The organism is Roseateles sp. GW835-FHT13E02 (assembly GCF_058794035.1).
Genome location: NZ_JBXAGJ010000032.1, coordinates 21,588 through 39,797, shown reverse-complemented (window position 1 = coordinate 39,797; position 18,210 = coordinate 21,588). Strand labels below are relative to the sequence as shown.

The following is an 18,210-nucleotide window of genomic DNA, read 5'->3' as shown; positions in this document are numbered from 1 at the left end:
TCGAAATGGCTGCAGATTGATGACCAACACCACCAATCTTGGCGCTTTGACGCCGTTGCCTGAAGGTGGGAAGTCCCTTCGTATTCCGCTCGAGTGGACCTCCGCCAGCTGGCCGCACTACGCTGCCTGTATATTTTCAGCTCCGCGCGGCCAGCTGGCTCCGGCCCCTCAGCTTAAACGCTACATGGCGCGAGATCGCCATTTAGAAACTCAAGTCAAGCCTGCCTGAAGTCGATTGCATTGGGCCGAGGTAAGCGCTTAATGTTCACCGCGCAACCCCGAACGAAAGAAGACAAGAAGGACTTTTGGTGCTACTCGAACTCTTCAGCAAGGATTTGCTCCAACTGCCACGCGTGGCGCAGTCCCTGGATGAGCGCGCGCCTCCGGTGACTTTCGAGGCGAGCAAGTTCCCGAGCTTGCCTGCGGAAATGCAGGCGCCAGGAATCTCCATCGAAAAACGGCAGGTCTATCGCGGAAGCGGCTTGATGGATTCGGTTCGCATCGTGCTCGACCGGGCTCATTCGACCGCGCTGGGGCTGTGGATTCTGGCCGCCGCACTGCAAAGGCGCCACGCCTCTTACTGCCTCCACTTGCCTTCCAACGGTGCGAGCCTGCGCAAGATCATCTGGCAGGCAGAGTCGCGTTCAGGCCCCGGCGTGAACATCCGTGAGGCATCCTTCGTCTGGGTCCCTGGCGCGCTGAGCGCTGATCTGTCAGCCGGGATGCAGCATCTCTGCATCTCTATTTGTCTCAAACTGCCCAGATCACGATCGTGGACGACAACGGAGACTGGGATGCACCGCTGAATACCCGGGACAACTTGCAGGGCCGCGGAGGCACCGGGGCGGCATGCATGTTGGCCGCGTTCTTCCTCGACTTCGGCCTCAGTTCCAACGCGCTGAACTACGACTACATCAAAGACTATGGTGAGTCGCAGTTGGTGGACAGGCATTCTTGCGAGGCCCGCGTGGAGTTGTCCGATGCCTGGTCTCAAGGCCTGATGATGCGCAAAGCGACTACGCACTAGGGATTGTTGCCACGCCGCCGCCGATGAACCGAGGAAGGACCGCTTCTCCATGCGATACCCCAGCATCGCCACCTTGGCCACCCTCACCGCACTGACAGCGCTTTGCCTGACTTCGGCGGCCCAGAGCCAGGAGGCGCCCTTGTCGTCATTGGGTTGGATGTCCGGCTGTTGGGCATCGGAGTCGGGCGAGCCGGGCTCCGGCGAACATTGGTTGCCGCCGGCCGGCGGGAGCATGCTGGGTGTCGCCCGGACGGTGAAAAAGGGCAAGACCGTGGCGCATGAGTTCTTGCAGATCCGGCTGAATGCCGAAGGTCAGATCGTGTACATCGCCCTGCCTTCAGGGCAGAAAGAGGCGACCTTCACGGGCACAAGCGTCAGCGAAACCGCGGTCACATTTGAGAACCCGCAGCACGACTTTCCGCAGCGCATCAGCTACCGCGCACTGCCCGGTGATCGCCTGCTCGCGCGAATCGAAGGTCAACGCGGCGGCGCCCTTCGCGGCATCGACTTTCCAATGAAGCGCGTTGCTTGCGAAGCATTGGCAGGCGGGTGATTCCACACAAGTTGCACCAAACACAAGCCATGGCCAGAAGCCACGCCAGCTGAACCCCGGCGATGAATCCGCAACTCAGCGCCGACCTCTTGCTCTTCTTGGGCACCTGGCTGCTCAGCGCACTCGCCGTGGCAGGCTTGCACCGCCGCGAGTTCAAACGCTCGCCGGACAAGGCGGCGCGCTACCGCGCCCTGCCGTTTCGCTACAAAGCCCCGTGCTGGCTGCTGGTTCTGCCCCTGTTTGCGGGCAGCCTGCTGAACGGGTGGCTGCTGCTGCCGGCGCTGTGCTCGCTGTACCTGGCTGAGGTCCTGTGCCTTCGCTGGTACCGCAAAGCCGGGCTGTGGCACTAGCTGGCCCCACAAGGCAGACGGCGACTCAGCCTTTGCTGCTGCTGCCGCCGCCGCCGCCATTACCGCCACCAAAGCGCATCGCCATCACCACCTGGTTGCGCAGAGTCTTGAGCAAGGTCAGCTCGCGCTCGCTGATGTGCAAGGTGCCAGCTTCGGCGCGGTCGCCGTAAAAAGCGCCGAGGACCTGGCCGCCGGCGACCAGGGGCAGCAGGACGAACGTGCCGGCGCGCACCTGCTGGCGGTGCCAGGCGGGCAGGCGCTGGGCGATCACGGGGTCGGAGCTGTCGGAGATCAGCGTGTCGGCACCCTTGCTGCAGAGCAGGCCGAAGAGCTCGGTCGGCGGCGCAAGCGGGATGTCGAACAGGGGCGCCAGGGCTGTGGCGCGCTCGCCCAGGCCCATGCGGCCCTTGAGGTAAGCGCCGTCGGCATCACGCAGGCAGACGATGACGCGCTGCAGCTTCAGTGCGGCATGCATCTGCTTCATGCACAGCTGCAAGAGCTGGCCCGGCGCGGCGCCGGACAAGACCATTTCGCTGAGCTGCTCCAGGGCGCTGGACAAGGCCTCGGCCATGGCGGGGTTGGAGGCGGCCGGGCGCGAAGTCGCAGGCGTGGCTGGAGGTGCCGGCCGTGCGGCCATAGCGGGTGCCTGCGCCGCAACGCCCGCCCGCGGCTTCTGTGCCTGGAGTGCTTTGGGGTCCGCGGGCTTGGGCTTGGCTTGGCCCGGTGCTGCCACGACAGGGCCAAAACCCAAGGTCTTGGCCAGATCGTCCCAGACCTGTTTGACGCTTTCCACCGCCTCGGGCAGAGGCTCGGGGTCCAGACTCAGGGGTACGGCCAGCTCGGCGGCGAAGCGCTCGACACAGGCTTTGCGCGCCTCGGCGCGCTCTTCGGGCGTGCCGCTGTGCGGCAGCTTGAGCAGTTGGGCGGCCAGGGTGTTGGCCGCGGTGCAGAGCACGCGCTGGTATTCCTCGGGGCTGCAGGCACGCTCGAGGTTGCTGGGCCGCAGCGTGCGCATGCCCACGCGCACCGATTCCGGCCAGCCCCACTGACGCGCCACTTCGACGGCAATCTCCTCCAGACCCTGACCCCATTGCTCGCGGGCCAGCTGCTCGCGCATGGCCTGCCACTCCAGGCCGCCCTCCTCCAGGCCTTTGGCCTGCAGCGCGGCCTCGATGACCTCCATGTCCTCGGCGAAATGCAGGCCGGCCAGCATGCCGCCCAGGTTCTGGAACAGCGCGATCAGGTAGGCGCCATCGAGCTGCTTGCTGCTGTTGCAGAACTGGTGGGCCAGCAGGGCCGCCAGCTGGGCGCGGCCGAACTCCTGGCGCAAGCGGTTGCCATCGGCACCCTTGGGCAGGCGCTCGAACAGCATCAGCGAATTGGCCACCATGCCGATGGTCTGGAAACCCATCAGCGCCACGGCGCGCTGCAGGCTGGTGATGTTGCCACCGCCGGCCGAGCTGTAAAAGGCGGCATTGACCAGGCGCAGCAGCTTGGCCGTCATGGCCACATCGTCGGAGATGGCGCCGCTGAGCGCGCGGGCATGGGCGGTCTCGGAGCGGGCGATCTTCTGCAGCAGCCGGGTCGAGTCTTTCATCGAGGCGAAATCGGCGTGCTTGGCGATGCGCTGCATCAGGCGCTGCAGGCGGGCCTCGCGCTCGGCGGCGGCTTGGGCTTCGGCCTCGGCCCGGGCTTGCTCGGCGGCCAGGCGTTCGGCCTCGGCACGCTCAGCGGCCAGCCGAGCCGCCTCCTGCTCGGGTTCAAGATCGAGGTCACGGTGGGGATCGGGATCAGGCAAGACCTGACCCTCGGAAGCATGGGACTCTGTATGGGGGTAGGACGAAGGAGCGGAGGAATCGGCGGTCGCGGTGGCGATGACTTCAGGGCTGGAGTCGAGATTCATGGAGGTGTGAGGGCAGCAGGATCAAGCGCAGCGGATGACAGACCCTGCTACATCGGCCGCACCACGCCAAACTCAACACCCAGGCCGAAGGGCTGCCCCGCTTTGTGCACAGTGCACAAGGCCTGGCCCCACCGCCAGGCCGCCAAGCCCCCCCTCAGCCCGGTGCCGCCCCGCCAAAGCGCATGGCCATGACCACCTGGTTGCGCAGAGTCTTGAGCAGGCGCAGCTCGCGTTCGCCAATCTGCAATCGGCCGGCCTCGGCCTGGTCGCCGTAGAAGGCGCCCAGCACCTGCTCGCCCGCCACCATGGGCAGCAGCACAAAGGTCTGGGCGCGCACCTGTTTGGCATACCAGGGCGGCAAGCGCTGGGCGATGACGGGGTCGGAGGCGTCAGAGATCAAGGTGTCGGCGCCCTTGCTGCAGAGCAGGCCGAAGAGCTCGCTGGGCGGCTTGAGCGGGATGTCGAACACCGGCGCCAGCTCCTGGGCTCGCTCGCCCAGGCCCATGCGGCCGCGCAGGCCGCCGCTGGCGGGGTCGCGCAGGCAGACGATGACGCGCTGCAATTGCAAGGCCTCGTGCATCTCCTTCATGCACAGCTGCAGCAGCTTGGCCGCCGGGGCGCCGGAGAGCACCAGATCGCTGACGCGTTCCAGCGCCGCTGACAGAGCCTCGGCCATGACCGGGTTGGCGGCAGCGGCCGGCACCGGCGCGCGCGCGGGCGCCGCTGCGGCTTCAGGTGATTTGGCGGGCGCCACAGGCTTGGCGGCGGCTGGCTCGGGGGCTTTGGCCCCGGGTCTGGCGGGGGCCGCTTTGTCAGAGCCTTTCTCGGCCGGCTTGCCCTTGGCCGCAGGCGCCGGCACCGGGTCGAAGCCCAAGGCCTTGGCCAGGTCATCCCAGACCAGCTTGACCTGCTCGACCACGCCGGGCAGCACTTCGGGGTCCAGGCTCAGGGGCACACCCATTTCGGCGGCAAAGCGCTGCACGCAGGCTTTGCGTGCCTCGGCCTTTTCCTCGGCCGTGCCGCCACCCGGCAGACGCAGCAAATCGCCGGCCAGGCGGTTGGCGGCGGTGCAGAGCACGCGCTGGTACTCCTCGGGGCCGGCCGGCCGCTCCAGGCTGCTGGGCGGCAGGCTGCGCATGGCAGCACGCACCGATTCGGGCCAGCCCCAGCTCTTGGCCACCTCGACGCCGATCTCTTCGAAGCCCAGGCCCCATTGCTGGCGGGCGAGCTTCTCGCGTTTGTCGTGCCAGGCGGGTTCTCCCTCGACCAGGCCTTCTTCCTGCAAGCGCGCTTCGATGGCGGCGGTGTCTTCAGCGAAGTGCATGCCGGCCAGCATGCTGCCCAGGTTCTGGAACAGGGCGTTGAGGTAGGCGCCCTCGATGTGTTTGCTGCTGTTGCACAGCTCATGGGCCAGCAGGGCCGCCATTTGTGCACGGCCGAATTCCTGACGCAACCGGTTGCCGTCGGCGGTCTTGGGCAGGCGCTCGAACAGCATGAGGGAGCTGGCCACCATGCCGATGGTCTGGAAGCCCATCAGGGCCACGGCCCGCTCCATGCTGGTGATGCTGCCGCCGCCGGCCGAGCTGTAGAAGGCGGCATTGACCAGGCGCAGCAGCTTGCCGGTCATGGCGATGTCGTTGGAGATCTCGCCCGTCAGGGCCCGGGCATGGGCTTTCTCGGAGCGGCTGATCTTCTGCATCGAGCGCACCGAATCCTTCATCGTGGCGAAGTCGGAATGCGCGGCAATTTTCTGCATCAGGCGTTGCAGGCGCGCCTCACGTTCGGCGGCTTCTTTTTCCTCGGCCTCGCGCTGGGCGGCCAGGCGCTCGGCTTCCTCGGGGTCGATGACCGGGGCCGCCTCGGCGCCGGGTTCCTGCGCTGCAGCCTCCGCCGTGGGTGCATCAGCGTCCGCGGGGGCGGTGGCGGCAGCAGCAGCTGGCGCTGCAGCTGCGGCAGGCACGGGGGCGTCGGGGTCTTGCGGTCCAGCTTCAGTCATGGGGTGATGCGTGGTGGCTGACGGTCGAGGAACGGGGCGGCAGACATCTTCGCACCAGTTCCGCCGCAGGCCAAAGCGCAATCAAGGGCGCAGTTGCGCCGCAAAAAAGAAAGCCGGCCCTGCGGGAGGCAGAGCCGGCTTGGCTGCGGACATGAGGCGGGCGGCGTCAGCAGCCGGCCGCCCACAGACCTTCAGACTCAGTTGTGGTTGGCCACCAGGCTGGTGTTCGTGACTGCAGAGTATGCATTCAGGAGCAGGTAGTAGGTGCCGGCCTTGGGGGCTGCCACGGTGATGGTTTCGGTGTTGGTCGAACCATCGGACTTCTGCTCGTAGCTGGTGGTGGTCGGGGCCGAGCCGAACTTCAGGTAGATGTCGCCATCACCCGAGCCACCCGAGAGCTTGAAGCTCAGGTTCTTGGCACCGGCCGGCACCACCAGGGTGTAGGTCAGCTTGGCACCCTTGGCCAGGCTGATGCCGGTCTTGGCCACGCCCTTGGTCAGGGGGATGGTGGCCGGCGGCGGCGTGGTGCCGCAGCTGACGCCCACGGCCGAGAAGGCTGCCGTCACATCGGCGACGGCATAGCCGCGCGCCGTTGCTGCCTTTTCGACACCGCATGCGCCTTGGTTGAAGGTGCTGCTGGCCGTCCAGTGCAGGCGATTGGCATCGACCATCACTTCAAAGGCCTTGCGGGTGTTCCAGCCCGGCTTGGTGGCCAGCAGGTAGAAGGCCTTGTTGTACACACCGCTGGACAGATGCACGTCCAGGCCGTTGTAGTACTTGCTGGCGTGATCGATGGAGCGGCCGTCCTGGGTCGGGTTGGCGAAGTAGCGCAGAGCGCCGGTGCCCTTGAAGATTTCCGAGCCGACCAGCCAGTCGTTGGTGCCCTTCATGAAGTACTCGGCGGCTTCACCGGCCATGTCGGAGAAGGCTTCGTTCATGCCGCCCGACTGGTTGGAGTAGACCAGGCCCGAGTTCTGCTCGGTGAAGCCGTGGCTGACTTCGTGCGCGGACACATCCAGCGAGACCAGGGGATAGAAGGTGGTCTTGCCGTCACCGAAGTGCATGGCCGAGCCGTCCCAGAAGGCGTTCTCGTAGCTGCTGCCGTAGTGCACCTTCATGTACAGGGTCTGGCTGATCGGGCGGATGTTGAACCAGCCTTGGTACATATTGAAGACCACATTGCCGAAGTAATGTGCGTCGTTCAAGGGCGAGTAGGCGCCGTTGGTCAGCTTGTACTCGTTGCGCGGGCAGGTGAACTTGAAGGGCGTGCTGCCGCTGGTGCCGCCCTTGAGGTCGACCGTGATGACGTTGCCGCTGTTCATCTGGCAATCGTTGGTCACGACCAGGGGACCGTAGGTGGTGCCGTACTCGTACTTGCCGGTCTTGGTGTTGCCGCCGGGGCCGGTGGCGTTGGCATGGTTCAGGCCTTCCCACTGCTCAAGCACGGCGCCGCTGTTGGCGTCGATCAGCAGGTGCGGACGGCTGGGCTCATCGCCATGGCTGGTCAGGAAGGAGACCAGGTAGACCAGCTGGGCCACATTGCGCTCATTGAGCTTGACGAAGAGCTTGACCTGCTCGTTGCTGGTCTTGCCCACCTTGGATGCGTCCTTGGCGCGGCTCTTGGCCACGGCCAAGACGGCTTGCTCGCTCAGGCTGGGCTGCACATGACCCAGGTCCTGGTTGATGTTGCGAACCAGGGCACCCGAGAAGGTCGGGGTGCGGCTGCCCTTGGGCAGGTGCTCGACCACGGCCTCGCCCCAGATGGGCACACCTTGGTAGTGCTGCTCGTAGCGGGTGACGACCAGACCGCTGGCATAGGTTTGGCTGCGCAAGGGCTTGAGTTCGTCGGCAGCCAGGCCCAGAGCGGCCGGGCCGGTGACGCCGCGCGCGGCCACCAGGCCGACACGCGCCAGATCGGCGCCTTCGAGTTCGACGCGGTCAGCCGCCATGGCCTGGCAGGCCAGAGAAGCCGCGGCGGCCAGCAGGGCACCGCGGGTCAACAGTTGGAAACGTGCTTGCATGTGTTGGACTCCTAGGTTTGTCGGAGGCTTGTCGGCCCCCTTTTGCTTGTGGACCCGCCAGCGCCAAAAGCAGCGCCGCAGGCCGGCAAGGTCAAACCCTGGATCGCAAGGCCGTGCCCCTTACCGTCTGACCGCTTCAACCCGCCTGCCAAGCCGTTTCGACTCCAGTACCCGGGCCGGCTGCCCGCAAGGGCGGCCGGTCAGTGGGAGCGAATCCTAGTTACGGGCGGTTTCCGCACAAGCTGTAAGAACTGACATCCGCATTCGCCCCAATTTCAGATTGAGACAGCTGGCGAGATGGTTGCGCGCTCGACCGGTCTCACACCCGAAACCGGCCGAAACGCGGTGCCACCGATTCCTCGCGAAGCCCCGCCCCACCCTCGGCGCGCTCGCCGGCAACCGCCTGCGCCACACACCCACAAGGAGACCTTCACCATGTCCACCCTCCCTCGCTTCCCGGCCCGCCTGGCCCCGGCCCTGGCCGGTCTGATTCTTCTGGCCGGCCTGCCTTTGAGCAGCAACGCCCACGATGCGGCCAAGGCCGGCAAAGCGGCCACCCCTCTTGCCGCCAGCGGCAACAAGGTCTGGATCAGCCTCGGCGACGCCGCTTTCCGTGAGCTTCAAAAAGTTCAACCCAGCGCCAGGCCAGCGGCCAGCGTCAAGGCCCTCGCCTCGCTGAGCGGTGCCCTGGAGCAGGCCAGCGATGGCCGGGCCATCAGCGATGACACCGGTGCCCGGCCGGCCGAGCAGGTGCATCTGCTCGAAGTGGATGAGTCCTTGCTGAACGAGTTGTCGGCAGCCGTGCATGAAACGCTCAAGCGCTGCGGCGGCTATATGTTCCATGCCAACCAGGCCGAAGGCATGCGCACCTTGAACGCCTTGAGCCGCCCCATGCAGGCACTGGCGACGGTCACCCGGCCCAGCTATGTGATCGACCAGCAAGCCCTGATCACGCCCATGCTCTCGCAGATGCAGGCCAGCAATATCGGGCAAACCATTCTGGATCTCTCGGCCAACACCAACCGCTACTACACCACCAGCGGCGGCACCAATGCATCGAACTGGCTGAAGAACCGCTGGTCCTCGCTGGCCGGCGGCCGCAGCGACATCACGGTGGAACAGTTCACCCACGCCAGCTGGCCACAGAAATCGGTGATCCTGACCTTCAAAGGCACGGACAACGCCGCACAGGTGGTGGTGCTGGGCGCTCACCTGGACTCGATCGCCGGCTCCGGCACGGGCGAAACCACGCGCGCACCCGGCGCCGATGATGACGCCTCCGGCGTCGCCAGCCTGACCGAGATCATCCGCACGCTGACGGCCAATAACTTCAAACCTCGGCGCACCATCAAATTCATGGCCTATGCCGCCGAAGAAGTGGGCTTGCGTGGCTCGGCCGAGATTGCGCGCAGCTTCGCCGCGGCCAACACCAATGTGGTGGGCGTGATGCAGCTGGACATGACCAACTACAAGGGCGCCGCGAACGACATCTACATCTTCACCGACTACACCGACGCCAGCCAGAACACCTTTGTCACCAACCTGATCAAGACCTACCTGCCCACACTCAAGATCGGCACCGATCGCTGCGGCTATGCCTGTTCGGACCATGCCAGCTGGAACGCTCAGGGCTACTACGCGACCATGCCGTTTGAGGCCTCCTTCTCATCCAGCAACCCCCGCATCCATACGGCGAACGACACCTATGCCAACACAGGCAGCAATGCCGAGCACTCGCTCAAGTTCGCACGCATGGCCCTGGCCTATGCCGTCGAGCTGGGCGCAGACGGCCCCGGCACGCCGCCACCTACCGACAAGGTGGAGAACTTCAATGGCAGCCTGACCAAGAACCAGACCAAGAGTTTCGGCCCCTTCAAGGTCAAGGCGGGTGGCACGCTCAAGGCCAGCACCACCGGCACCGGCGACATCGATCTGTACGTCAAGAAGGGCGCGGTGCCCACCACCAGCAGCTTCGACTGCAAGAGCGATGGCAGCACCGCCACCGAGACTTGCAGCGTTCCCGCCACAGCCAACAGCGATGTCTATGTGCTGCTGAAAGGCTACACCGCGGGCAACTACCAGCTGACGGTGAGCTACACGCCGCAGTAAGCGCTAGGCCGCGCATCCACCGCCCGACACGCGCTGCGTGCCGGGCGGGCGCCCTCAAAGCATGAGGACCAGACGCTCGAGAAGGAGCACGGCAAAAAAGCCCAGCACGGCCAACAGGGTCCATTTGACGATGACCAAGCCGCGACGCCGCCAGACCACCTTGCCAGTCGCAATGTAGAGGGCGAAGCTGACGATGCCGGCAAACATCAACAAGCCGGCGACCAGGCGAAACATCATCATGAGCAAACTCCAGGCCTGACCCTCAGGCAGCACGGCCGAGCCAACATGGCCTCTGCCTCACCAGGCCGGAGCCAGCTGGGCAAAGCCTTGCGGCGCGCGTGCCGCGTCTTCAAAGGTGACGATCTCGTAGGCCTCGGCATCGGCCAGCAAGGCGCGCACCAGCTTGTTGTTGAGCGCATGGCCGCCTTTGAAGGAGGTGTAGGCGGCCAGCAGAGGATAGCCGGCGACCTGCATATCGCCGATGGCATCGAGGATCTTGTGTTTGACGAACTCGTCGTCGTAGCGCAAGCCGTCGGCATTGAGCACGCGGTAGTCGTCCACGACGATGGCGTTGTCCATGGAACCGCCCAGTGTCAGGCCACGGCTGCGCATCAGCTCGATGTCGCTGGTCATGCCGAAGGTGCGGGCGCGGGCGATCTCCTTCTTGTACTGGCCCGAACCCATGTCGAAGACATAGTGCTGGCCGGTGGCCGACACCGCCGGGTTGTCGAACTCGATCTGGAAGCTCAGGGTGTAGCCGTGGTACGGCTCCAGCTTGGCCCACATCAGGCGCTTGCCTTCGCCCTGGCGGACTTCCACCGTCTTTTTCACCCGCAGAAACTTCTTGGCTGCGTTCTGCTGCTCGATGCCGGCGCTTTGCAGCAGGTAGACAAAGCTGGCGGCCGAGCCGTCGAGGATAGGCACCTCGTCGGCGTTGATGTCCACGTACAGATTGTCCAGGCCCAGGCCCGCGCAGGCCGAGAGCAGGTGCTCAATCGTCTGCACCTTGGGCGCGCCGGGGTCGCCGCCGGGGCTGATGGTGGTGGCCATGCGGGTGTCGCAGACCGTGTCCGGGCGCACCGGGATGTCCACCGGGTTGCTCAGATCGACCCGACGAAACACGATGCCGGTGTCGGGGGCCGCCGGGCGCAACACCAGCTCCACGCGCTGGCCGCTGTGGATGCCGACGCCGACCGCCTTGGTCAGCGCCTTCAGGGTTCTTTGTTTCAGCATGCCCGGATTGTCGGCGATCAGGGCGCGGCTTGCTGGCCTGGGGCTGCTGGGGCCTCAGCCGTGGCAGTGCGCTGCACCGGGAGGCGCAAGCTCAAGCGTGTGCCCTGCCCTGGGCTGGACTCGATCTTCAGCGAACCGCCCAGGCGCTGAGCGCGGCGCTGCTGGCTTTTCAGGCCGCGGCCGCGCTGTGCCGTGGCGAGATCGAAACCGTCACCGTCGTCCTCGACCCGGATCTCGACATGGCTGCCCTGGTTGCGGGTGACCATGCGCACACGTGTGGCCCGCGCATGCTTGAGTGCATTGGTCAATGCCTCCTGCAGCAAACGCAGCACATGCAGGGCGTCGGGCGGCTCCAGCCAGGTCAGTGGGGGCAGGTCTTGCACATCCCACTCCAGGCTCAGGCCACCGATCTGCAGGCGCTTGCCCAGGCGGTAACGCATGGTGGCCAGCAGCGACACCAGGTCATGGCCGACCGGCTCCAGCGAATCGATGACCAGGCGCAAATCGTCCACGCATTCGCGCAGCACCTCGACCACCTTGTCCTGCTCCATGCGGCCCTGCTCTACCGCCACCATGGCCGAGAGCAGGGACGAACCCAGTCCATCGTGCATGTCCTGCATCAGACGTTGCCGCTCCAGCAGCAAGGCCTGCTGGCGCTCGGCCTCGCGCAGGCGCTCGTGCTGGGCCAGCAGCTCATCGCTCTGCTGCTGCAGGCGCTGGGCCTGATGCGCATTGAGCTGCTCCACCTCTTCCAGCGCACCGATGTAGCGGCGCTGCACCGCGTAGAGAAAGCTGGCCACGATGATCAAGGTGGCGTAGGGCATCAGATAGATGTGCTGGGGCCAGGCCCAGCCGGCCAGCAGGATCACATCGTGCACGCCCAGGGCGAGACTGAGCGCCAGGCTGAGGGCAATCAGGCGAAGTTCTCGGCTGCCTTCGCGCAAAGCCACCACGGCCACGAAGACCGTGCCAGCCACGCTGACCAAGGCATTGATGGATTGCTGCATCACCGGGTCCAGTGACAAGCCCCAGAGCGGCATGGTCAGCACCGTGCCCGCGGCCACCAGCAAGGCGACACCGCGCTCGAGGCGAGGAAACTGCCGCCGTGCAAAACGCAAGGCGAACAAAAAGGTCAGCAGCATCACCCAGGACATGGAGGCATGCGTCATCCACCAGAACCACTCCAGGCCCCAGGACGTGCGCGGCAGGTTCAGGTGGTAATGCAGATTGCGCACCAGCCAGGCCACCGAGGCCAAGGCAAACAGCAGATAGGCTGGCTCCGAACGCCGGCGCACCCACAGCGCCAGCGAGAACATGCCCAAGGCCACCAAGGTCAGGCTGATGGCCTGCGGCACGCCGATCTGCAGCATCCAGCGCTTTCGCGGCAGGCTTTCCAGCTGCTCGCGCGAACCCAGCCAGACGGTGGAGACCGAGTAGAAACTGTGACGCACCACCGGCACGGCCACCACCAGTTCGATGCTGCGGTCGTGGTGCAGCTCGGTCAGGGCCGGCGGGAACAAGGCCCACAAGGGCCGCACCCATTGCTCGCGCGCGCCGTACTGGTTGTCAAAGACTTGACGCCAGCCCTCATCGGTCTTGACCAGCACCGCTGCGGCCATGGACACCAGGCGCGGGGTGTAGAGCGCAACACTGGTGGGCCAGCGCCCCTGCGGCGGGGCATAGCGCAGCCGGTACCAGCGCATCTCATACTCGCGCGGCATGCCGGGCGCGGCCGGGGCGGCGCTGGCCGTGCGGGCGCGCACATCGGGCAGGGACACCGTGGCCCAGGCGGCCGGATCGGCAGGCGGCTGCAGATGCGCAGGCAGCGTCCCGTGCGTGCCCTCCATCGAACGCAGCGCCGCCCACCAGGCTTCCACATCAGCGCGGCTCCACACGCTGACCGCCAACTCGGCGCTGTGCGCCTGTTCGCCACCGGCGCTCGGCGGCAGGTCTTCGAGCGCCAGGGCTTGCACCTGCGCCTGTGCAGGCAAGATCAGACAGGCCCCGGTCAGACCCAGCCAGAGGGCGCGCAGCAACCGCATGCGCAGACCCAGGGCCGACACGGAGCCCAGCCGCTCGATGCGGCGCCAGAAGGACGAAAACACAAGCAGTGGGGGCATGCCCGGCAGCCTCTTTTCTTCTCTATCAAGGGGGCTCGGTCGAACCTGAGGTCTCGAAAGCACCTCAGCGTGGCGAAAGGCTGGAGCATGCCACAGGCCGTGAGGACACAGCCCCCGGATCGATGCGGGGAGGAAGTCGCCGCCTGCAGCGAGCCAGGCGCTCACCGACGTGCCGCCTGAGGGCATAAAAAAACGGACCCCGCAGGGTCCGTTCAATTCGGTCTTGTGGCCGGTCTTGTGGCTTCAGGCAGCAAGCTCCCAAGAAGGGGAGCCTGTTGACCCAAACCGGCAGCGGTGGTCGATCAAGATCAGTCGGCTTGCTTGCGCAGGAAGGCCGGGATCTCGATCTCGTCCATGCCATTGGAGGACAGGGCTTCCACCTTGGTGGCCGCAGCCATGCGGCCATGGCGCCAGACGCTGTGCGAACCGCCCAGATCGGCACCCAGGCCCGAGGCCACGCCGGTGCTGATGCCACCCATGCCGCCGAGCGCGGCACCGCCGGCTTGCGCCACGGTGGCAGCGCCTTGCTGCATCTTGACGTGGTCGGTCAGGACCGGCACGTCATAAGTCCCGGTGCGCAGCTGCGTTTGTGCCGTCTGCTGCACCACCTGCAGCGGCGCCTGCTGGCGGGCACGCTGCGAAGACAGGCCGGTGGCGATCACGGTCACGCGCAGGGCGTCGCCCAGCGATTCATCGTAGGCCGTGCCGTAGATGACATGGGCGTCGTCCGAGGCGTAACGCTTGATGGCGTTCATCGCGTTGCGGGACTCGCTCAGCTTGAAGTTGGCGCGGCTGGCCGCGATCAGCACCAGCACGCCACGCGCGCCGGACAGATCGATGCCTTCCAGCAGCGGGCAAGCCACGGCCGCTTCGGCGGCCTTGGCGGCGCGATCCGGGCCGCTGGCTTGCGCCGTGCCCATCATGGCCTTGCCGGGTTCGCTCATCACCGTCTTGACGTCTTCGAAGTCGACGTTGACCAGGCCGGGGATGTGGATGATGTCGGAGATACCGCCCACCGCATTCTTCAGCACGTCATTGGCGTGCGCGAAGGCTTGATCTTGCGTGACATCGTCACCCAGCACTTCGAGCAGCTTGTCGTTCAGCACAACGATCAGCGAGTCGACATTGGCTTCCAGCTCGGCCAGGCCGGCGTCAGCCGCCTTGGAGCGACGGCCACCTTCGAACTCGAAGGGCTTGGTCACCACGCCGACAGTCAGGATGCCCATGTCCTTGGCCACGCGAGCGATCACGGGGGCGGCGCCGGTGCCGGTGCCACCGCCCATGCCGGCGGTGATGAAGAGCATGTGCGCGCCCTGGATGGACTCGCGGATGCGTGCTTCGGCTTCTTCCGCTGCAGCTTTACCCATTTCAGGCTTGGCGCCGGCGCCGAGGCCGGTGCTGCCCAGCTGCAGGAGCTGGTCCGCCTTGGATCGGTTCAGGGCTTGGGCATCGGTATTGGCGCAGATGAATTCCACACCCATCACGCCCTGCGCGATCATGTGGTCCACCGCGTTGCCGCCGCCGCCGCCAACACCAATCACCTTGATTTGGGTGCCTTGGTCAAACTCTTCGATCATCTCGATCGCCATAATCAATTCTCCTTGAGCAATTGTGCCGCTGCTAAGCCCGAAAAACTATAGGGATGACCCTTTTTTTCATGCGCTGCCGTTGTTTTCCGACAGTTAATCGATCACTGCCTTACCCCAGCGGTAAGCAGATGTGAATTTCAGAAGTTACCCAGGAACCAATCCTTGGCCCGGCCGAACAGGGTTTTCATCGAACCAGCCTGCTGCGCCGCCTTCAAACCCCGGGTGCGTGACAGGCGGGCCTCTTCCAGCAAACCCATGACGGTGGCCGAACGCGGGTTGGAAACCATGTCGAACAAAGCACCGCCATAGGTCGGGTTGCCACGTCGCACGGGTTTCAGGAATATGTCCTCGGCGAGTTCCACCATACCGGGCATGACCGCCGATCCGCCGGTCAGAACAATCCCCGAGGACAGCAGTTCCTCATACCCGCTTTCGCGGATGACCTGATTCACCAGCGAGAATATTTCCTCGACTCTGGGTTCAATAACGCCGGCAAGTGCTTGTTTTGAAAGCATTCGAGGCGCGCGGTCGCCCAAACCGGGTACCTCAACCTGGTCGGCCGGGTCGGCCAGCATCTGTTTCGCGACGCCATACTCGACCTTGATTTCCTCGGCATCCTTGGTCGGCGTGCGCAAGGCCATGGCGATATCGCTGGTGATCAGGTCACCGGCGATGGGGATGACGGCGGTATGGCGGATCGAGCCGCCGGTGAAGATCGCCACATCGGTGGTGCCGGCGCCAATATCGACCAGGGCGACTCCGAGATCGCGTTCGTCGGCGGTCAGGGCGGCCAGGCTGGAGGCGCTGGAATTCAAAACCAGCTGGTCCACTTCCAGGCCGCAGCGGCGCACGCACTTGACGATGTTTTCGGCCGCGCTTTGGGCGCCGGTGACGATATGGACCTTCACTTCCAGGCGGCCACCGCTCATGCCAATGGGTTCTTTGACCTCATGGCCGTCAATCACGAATTCCTGCGGCTCGACCAGCAACAGGCGCTGGTCGTTGGGAATATTGATGGCTTTGGCGGTTTCCACGACCCGGGCGACATCGACCGGCGTCACTTCCTTGTCACGCACGATCACCATGCCGGTGGAATTCTGGCCGCGGATATGGCTGCCGGTGATGCCGGTGTAAACCCGGGAAATCTTGCAGTCGGCCATCATTTCGGCCTCTTTCAAGGCCTGCTGGATCGATTGCACGGTGGCGTCGATATTGACCACCACACCGCGTTTCAAACCATTCGAGCTGGCCACGCCAAGGCCGGCGATGCGCAATTCACCATTGCCCAGCACCTCGGCCACCACGGCCATGATCTTGGCCGTGCCGATATCGAGCCCAACGACCAAATCCTTGTATTCCTTGGCCATGCTTGTTCTTCCTTCAGTTTCTTATGGTTCCGGCGCCGGCTGCGGCGGGTTTGGCCGCGGCGGCTGCCGGTTTGTTGGATTTGACGGGTTTGGCGACGGTGGAGTAGCCCTGCAATCGCACGGCATAACCATCGGCGTGACGCAGATCGGCAGACAAAAGCGGCGCCTGGAAGCGTGAGGTCAGCTGGGTCACCGTGCGCACCAGCTGCGCGTAGCGGGCCAGCACCTCGTCTTCCTCACCGCGGCCCAGCTCGATCACCGCGCCCTTGTCCAAGGTGATGCGCCAGGAGCCGCGGCCGGACAGATCGAGCCGGTCGATGCTGTCGTCCATGGCGCGGCTGGCTTGCTGCAGGCGTTGCCACATGTGCAGCATGCTGGCGGCCGTGCCGGCCGGGCCGGCCAGCACCGGCAGGTCTTCATCCTCGACATCGCCGAGGTTGGCCTGGAACACCTCACCGAAGCTGTTGACCAGGCGGCGCTCAACGGTGGCGTCACTGTTGGCATCCGCCCCTTCGGCCTTGGTTTCCCAGTAGGCGGCAGGCTTGTGCTCTTCCAGCTGCACCTTGAGCTGGTTCGGCCACACCCGCTGCACCACAGCGCGGCGCACCCAGGGCACGGCCTCAAAGGCCTCCCGCCCCTGCTGCAAGCTCATGCTCAGGAAGGAGCCCGAAAGCTGGGGCAAGGCATTGGCGCGCAAGGACGCAGCGCTGTTGCGTGAAACATCACCCTCCACTTGAATCGCGCGAATGGCGAACACCGGCAGGCGGGACACCCAGCGCAGGCTCAGACCCGCGGCCAGCAGCAGCGCGCCCAGCAGCAAGACCGCCGTCACCGCATTCATCAGGCGGATGTCGGGCGGCAGCGGGCTGCTGACGGTGGCGGAGGCGGCGCGCATGGCGTGGTTGAAGGAGGTTCAGCTTCCAGGTTGAAAGGAGGGCGGGTTCGGGCTCAGCCCTGCTTGCTCGGCACCTGGCCGTCCAGGCGAGCTTGAGACAGCACCCACATGCACAGCTGCTCGTAGCTGATGCCAGCGGCCTTGGCCGAAACGGGCACCAGGGAATGAGAGGTCATGCCGGGCGAGGTGTTGATCTCGAGCAGAAAGGGCTTGTTGTCGCGCTTGCGCAGCATCACGTCGGCGCGCGCCCAGCCGCGGCAGCCCAGCGAGCGGTAGGCGGCCAGGGTCAGCTCGCGCACCTCGCGCTCGAGCTCGACGCTCAGGGTGTCGGTCAGGTAGCGGGTGGTGTCGGTGAAGTACTTGTTCTGGTAGTCGTAGTTACCGCCGACCGCTTCGATCTGCACCACCGGCAGGGCCACAGCGGTGGCCCCCTCACCGAGCACCGGGCAGGTGAGCTCGGGGCCGTCGATGAACTCCTCGCAGAGGATCTCGTCGTCGTAGCGCGCGGCCAGCTCGACCGCTTCTTGCATCTGCGAATAGCCCTCGACCTTGCTGCTGCCGATGGTCGAGCCCTCGTGCGGCGGCTTGACGAAGACCGGCAGACCCAGCTCGTCGGGGATGGCCATGCAGTTCTCGCGGCTGATCTCGCTCTTCTTGAGCTTGACATAGCGCGGCGTGGGCAAGCCATCGGCCAGCCACAAGCGCTTGGTCATGATCTTGTCGATGGCGATGCTGGAGGCCATCACGCCCGAGCCGGTGTAGGGGATGCCCAGCAGCTCCAGTGCACCCTGCACCGTGCCGTCTTCCCCATGGCGGCCATGCAAGGCGATGAAGCAACGCTCGAAGCCCTCGTCCTTGAGCACTTGCAGCGGCCGCTCGGACGGATCGAATCCATGCGCATCCACGCCTTGCGAACGCAAGGCCTTGAGCACGCCCGGGCCCGACATGGTCAGCGAGACCTCGCGCTCGGCCGACGAGCCGCCCATCAAGACGGCCACTTTGCCAAGCGATTTCGGATCGATATTCAGATCCAGTTTCATGACAGCC

General features: G+C 65.4%; 16 protein-coding genes. 6 read left to right on the top strand and 10 right to left on the bottom strand.

Features of this window, described 5'->3' with window-relative positions; translation table 11 throughout:
• The 5 genes from AC1Q6P_RS22620 to AC1Q6P_RS22600 all read left to right on the top strand — a co-directional run.
• Positions 1–229 (top strand): hypothetical protein (locus AC1Q6P_RS22620; RefSeq protein WP_492666052.1); only part of this gene is annotated, 229 nt, incomplete at its 5' end.
• A gap of 79 nt (positions 230–308) precedes the next feature.
• Entirely contained in the window at positions 309–806 is a 498-nt protein-coding gene (locus tag AC1Q6P_RS22615; RefSeq protein ID WP_492666053.1) for a hypothetical protein, read from the top strand.
• Positions 773–1,027 (top strand): hypothetical protein, encoded by a 255-nt coding sequence (locus AC1Q6P_RS22610; RefSeq protein WP_492666054.1) that lies wholly within the window; start codon positions 773–775, stop codon positions 1,025–1,027. Before AC1Q6P_RS22615 ends, AC1Q6P_RS22610 begins: the two co-directional genes overlap by 34 nt.
• A gap of 49 nt (positions 1,028–1,076) precedes the next feature.
• A complete protein-coding gene (locus AC1Q6P_RS22605; protein WP_492666055.1) occupies positions 1,077–1,580 on the top strand; it encodes a DUF6265 family protein in 504 nt (167 codons plus the stop codon).
• Between the two features lie 62 nt (positions 1,581–1,642).
• Positions 1,643–1,930: a hypothetical protein gene (locus AC1Q6P_RS22600; protein ID WP_492666056.1), complete on the top strand. Its 288-nt coding sequence runs from the start codon at positions 1,643–1,645 to the stop codon at positions 1,928–1,930.
• A gap of 25 nt (positions 1,931–1,955) precedes the next feature.
• Here the strand turns inward: AC1Q6P_RS22600 and AC1Q6P_RS22595 are convergent, their stop codons facing one another.
• The 3 genes from AC1Q6P_RS22595 to AC1Q6P_RS22585 all read right to left on the bottom strand — a co-directional run bounded on the left by AC1Q6P_RS22595 (position 1,956) and on the right by AC1Q6P_RS22585 (position 7,850).
• Positions 1,956–3,833 carry an HDOD domain-containing protein gene (locus AC1Q6P_RS22595; RefSeq protein WP_492666057.1) on the bottom strand — a complete coding sequence of 626 codons (1,878 nt, stop codon included), beginning with the start codon at positions 3,831–3,833 and terminating at the stop codon, positions 1,956–1,958.
• Positions 3,834–3,987: 154 nt separating this feature from the next.
• Complete coding sequence (locus AC1Q6P_RS22590; RefSeq protein WP_492666058.1) at positions 3,988–5,829, bottom strand: HDOD domain-containing protein; 1,842 nt, start codon at positions 5,827–5,829, stop codon at positions 3,988–3,990.
• Positions 5,830–6,026: 197 nt separating this feature from the next.
• Positions 6,027–7,850 carry a M4 family metallopeptidase gene (locus AC1Q6P_RS22585; protein ID WP_492666059.1) on the bottom strand — a complete coding sequence of 608 codons (1,824 nt, stop codon included), beginning with the start codon at positions 7,848–7,850 and terminating at the stop codon, positions 6,027–6,029.
• A gap of 435 nt (positions 7,851–8,285) precedes the next feature.
• On the opposite strand from AC1Q6P_RS22585, the gene AC1Q6P_RS22580 reads away from it, so the two are divergent.
• Positions 8,286–9,959, top strand: coding sequence for a M20/M25/M40 family metallo-hydrolase (locus AC1Q6P_RS22580; RefSeq protein ID WP_492666060.1), 1,674 nt, complete (start codon positions 8,286–8,288; stop codon positions 9,957–9,959).
• A gap of 54 nt (positions 9,960–10,013) precedes the next feature.
• Here AC1Q6P_RS22580 and AC1Q6P_RS22575 read toward each other — a convergent pair whose 3' ends face one another.
• The 7 genes from AC1Q6P_RS22575 to AC1Q6P_RS22545 all read right to left on the bottom strand — a co-directional run bounded on the left by AC1Q6P_RS22575 (position 10,014) and on the right by AC1Q6P_RS22545 (position 18,203).
• Positions 10,014–10,199, bottom strand: a complete 186-nt coding sequence (locus AC1Q6P_RS22575) for a hypothetical protein (RefSeq protein ID WP_102766244.1) — start codon at positions 10,197–10,199, stop codon at positions 10,014–10,016.
• Positions 10,200–10,256: 57 nt separating this feature from the next.
• On the bottom strand, positions 10,257–11,192 hold the full coding sequence (lpxC, locus tag AC1Q6P_RS22570; RefSeq protein WP_492666061.1) for a UDP-3-O-acyl-N-acetylglucosamine deacetylase: 936 nt from the start codon (positions 11,190–11,192) through the stop codon (positions 10,257–10,259).
• A gap of 17 nt (positions 11,193–11,209) precedes the next feature.
• Entirely contained in the window at positions 11,210–13,312 is a 2,103-nt protein-coding gene (locus tag AC1Q6P_RS22565) for a sensor histidine kinase (protein WP_492666062.1), read from the bottom strand.
• A 308-nt stretch (positions 13,313–13,620) separates the two neighbouring features.
• The gene (ftsZ, locus tag AC1Q6P_RS22560; protein WP_492666063.1) at positions 13,621–14,901 is read right to left on the bottom strand and encodes a cell division protein FtsZ; all 1,281 of its coding nucleotides are present in this window, start codon (positions 14,899–14,901) and stop codon (positions 13,621–13,623) included.
• 137 nt (positions 14,902–15,038) lie between these two features.
• Positions 15,039–16,268 carry a cell division protein FtsA gene (gene ftsA / locus AC1Q6P_RS22555; RefSeq protein ID WP_102766240.1) on the bottom strand — a complete coding sequence of 410 codons (1,230 nt, stop codon included), beginning with the start codon at positions 16,266–16,268 and terminating at the stop codon, positions 15,039–15,041.
• Positions 16,269–16,281: 13 nt separating this feature from the next.
• Positions 16,282–17,163 carry a cell division protein FtsQ/DivIB gene (locus AC1Q6P_RS22550; protein ID WP_171827613.1) on the bottom strand — a complete coding sequence of 294 codons (882 nt, stop codon included), beginning with the start codon at positions 17,161–17,163 and terminating at the stop codon, positions 16,282–16,284.
• A 53-nt stretch (positions 17,164–17,216) separates the two neighbouring features.
• Positions 17,217–18,203, bottom strand: a complete 987-nt coding sequence (locus tag AC1Q6P_RS22545; protein WP_492666064.1) for a D-alanine--D-alanine ligase — start codon at positions 18,201–18,203, stop codon at positions 17,217–17,219.
• Positions 18,204–18,210 lie beyond the last annotated feature (7 nt).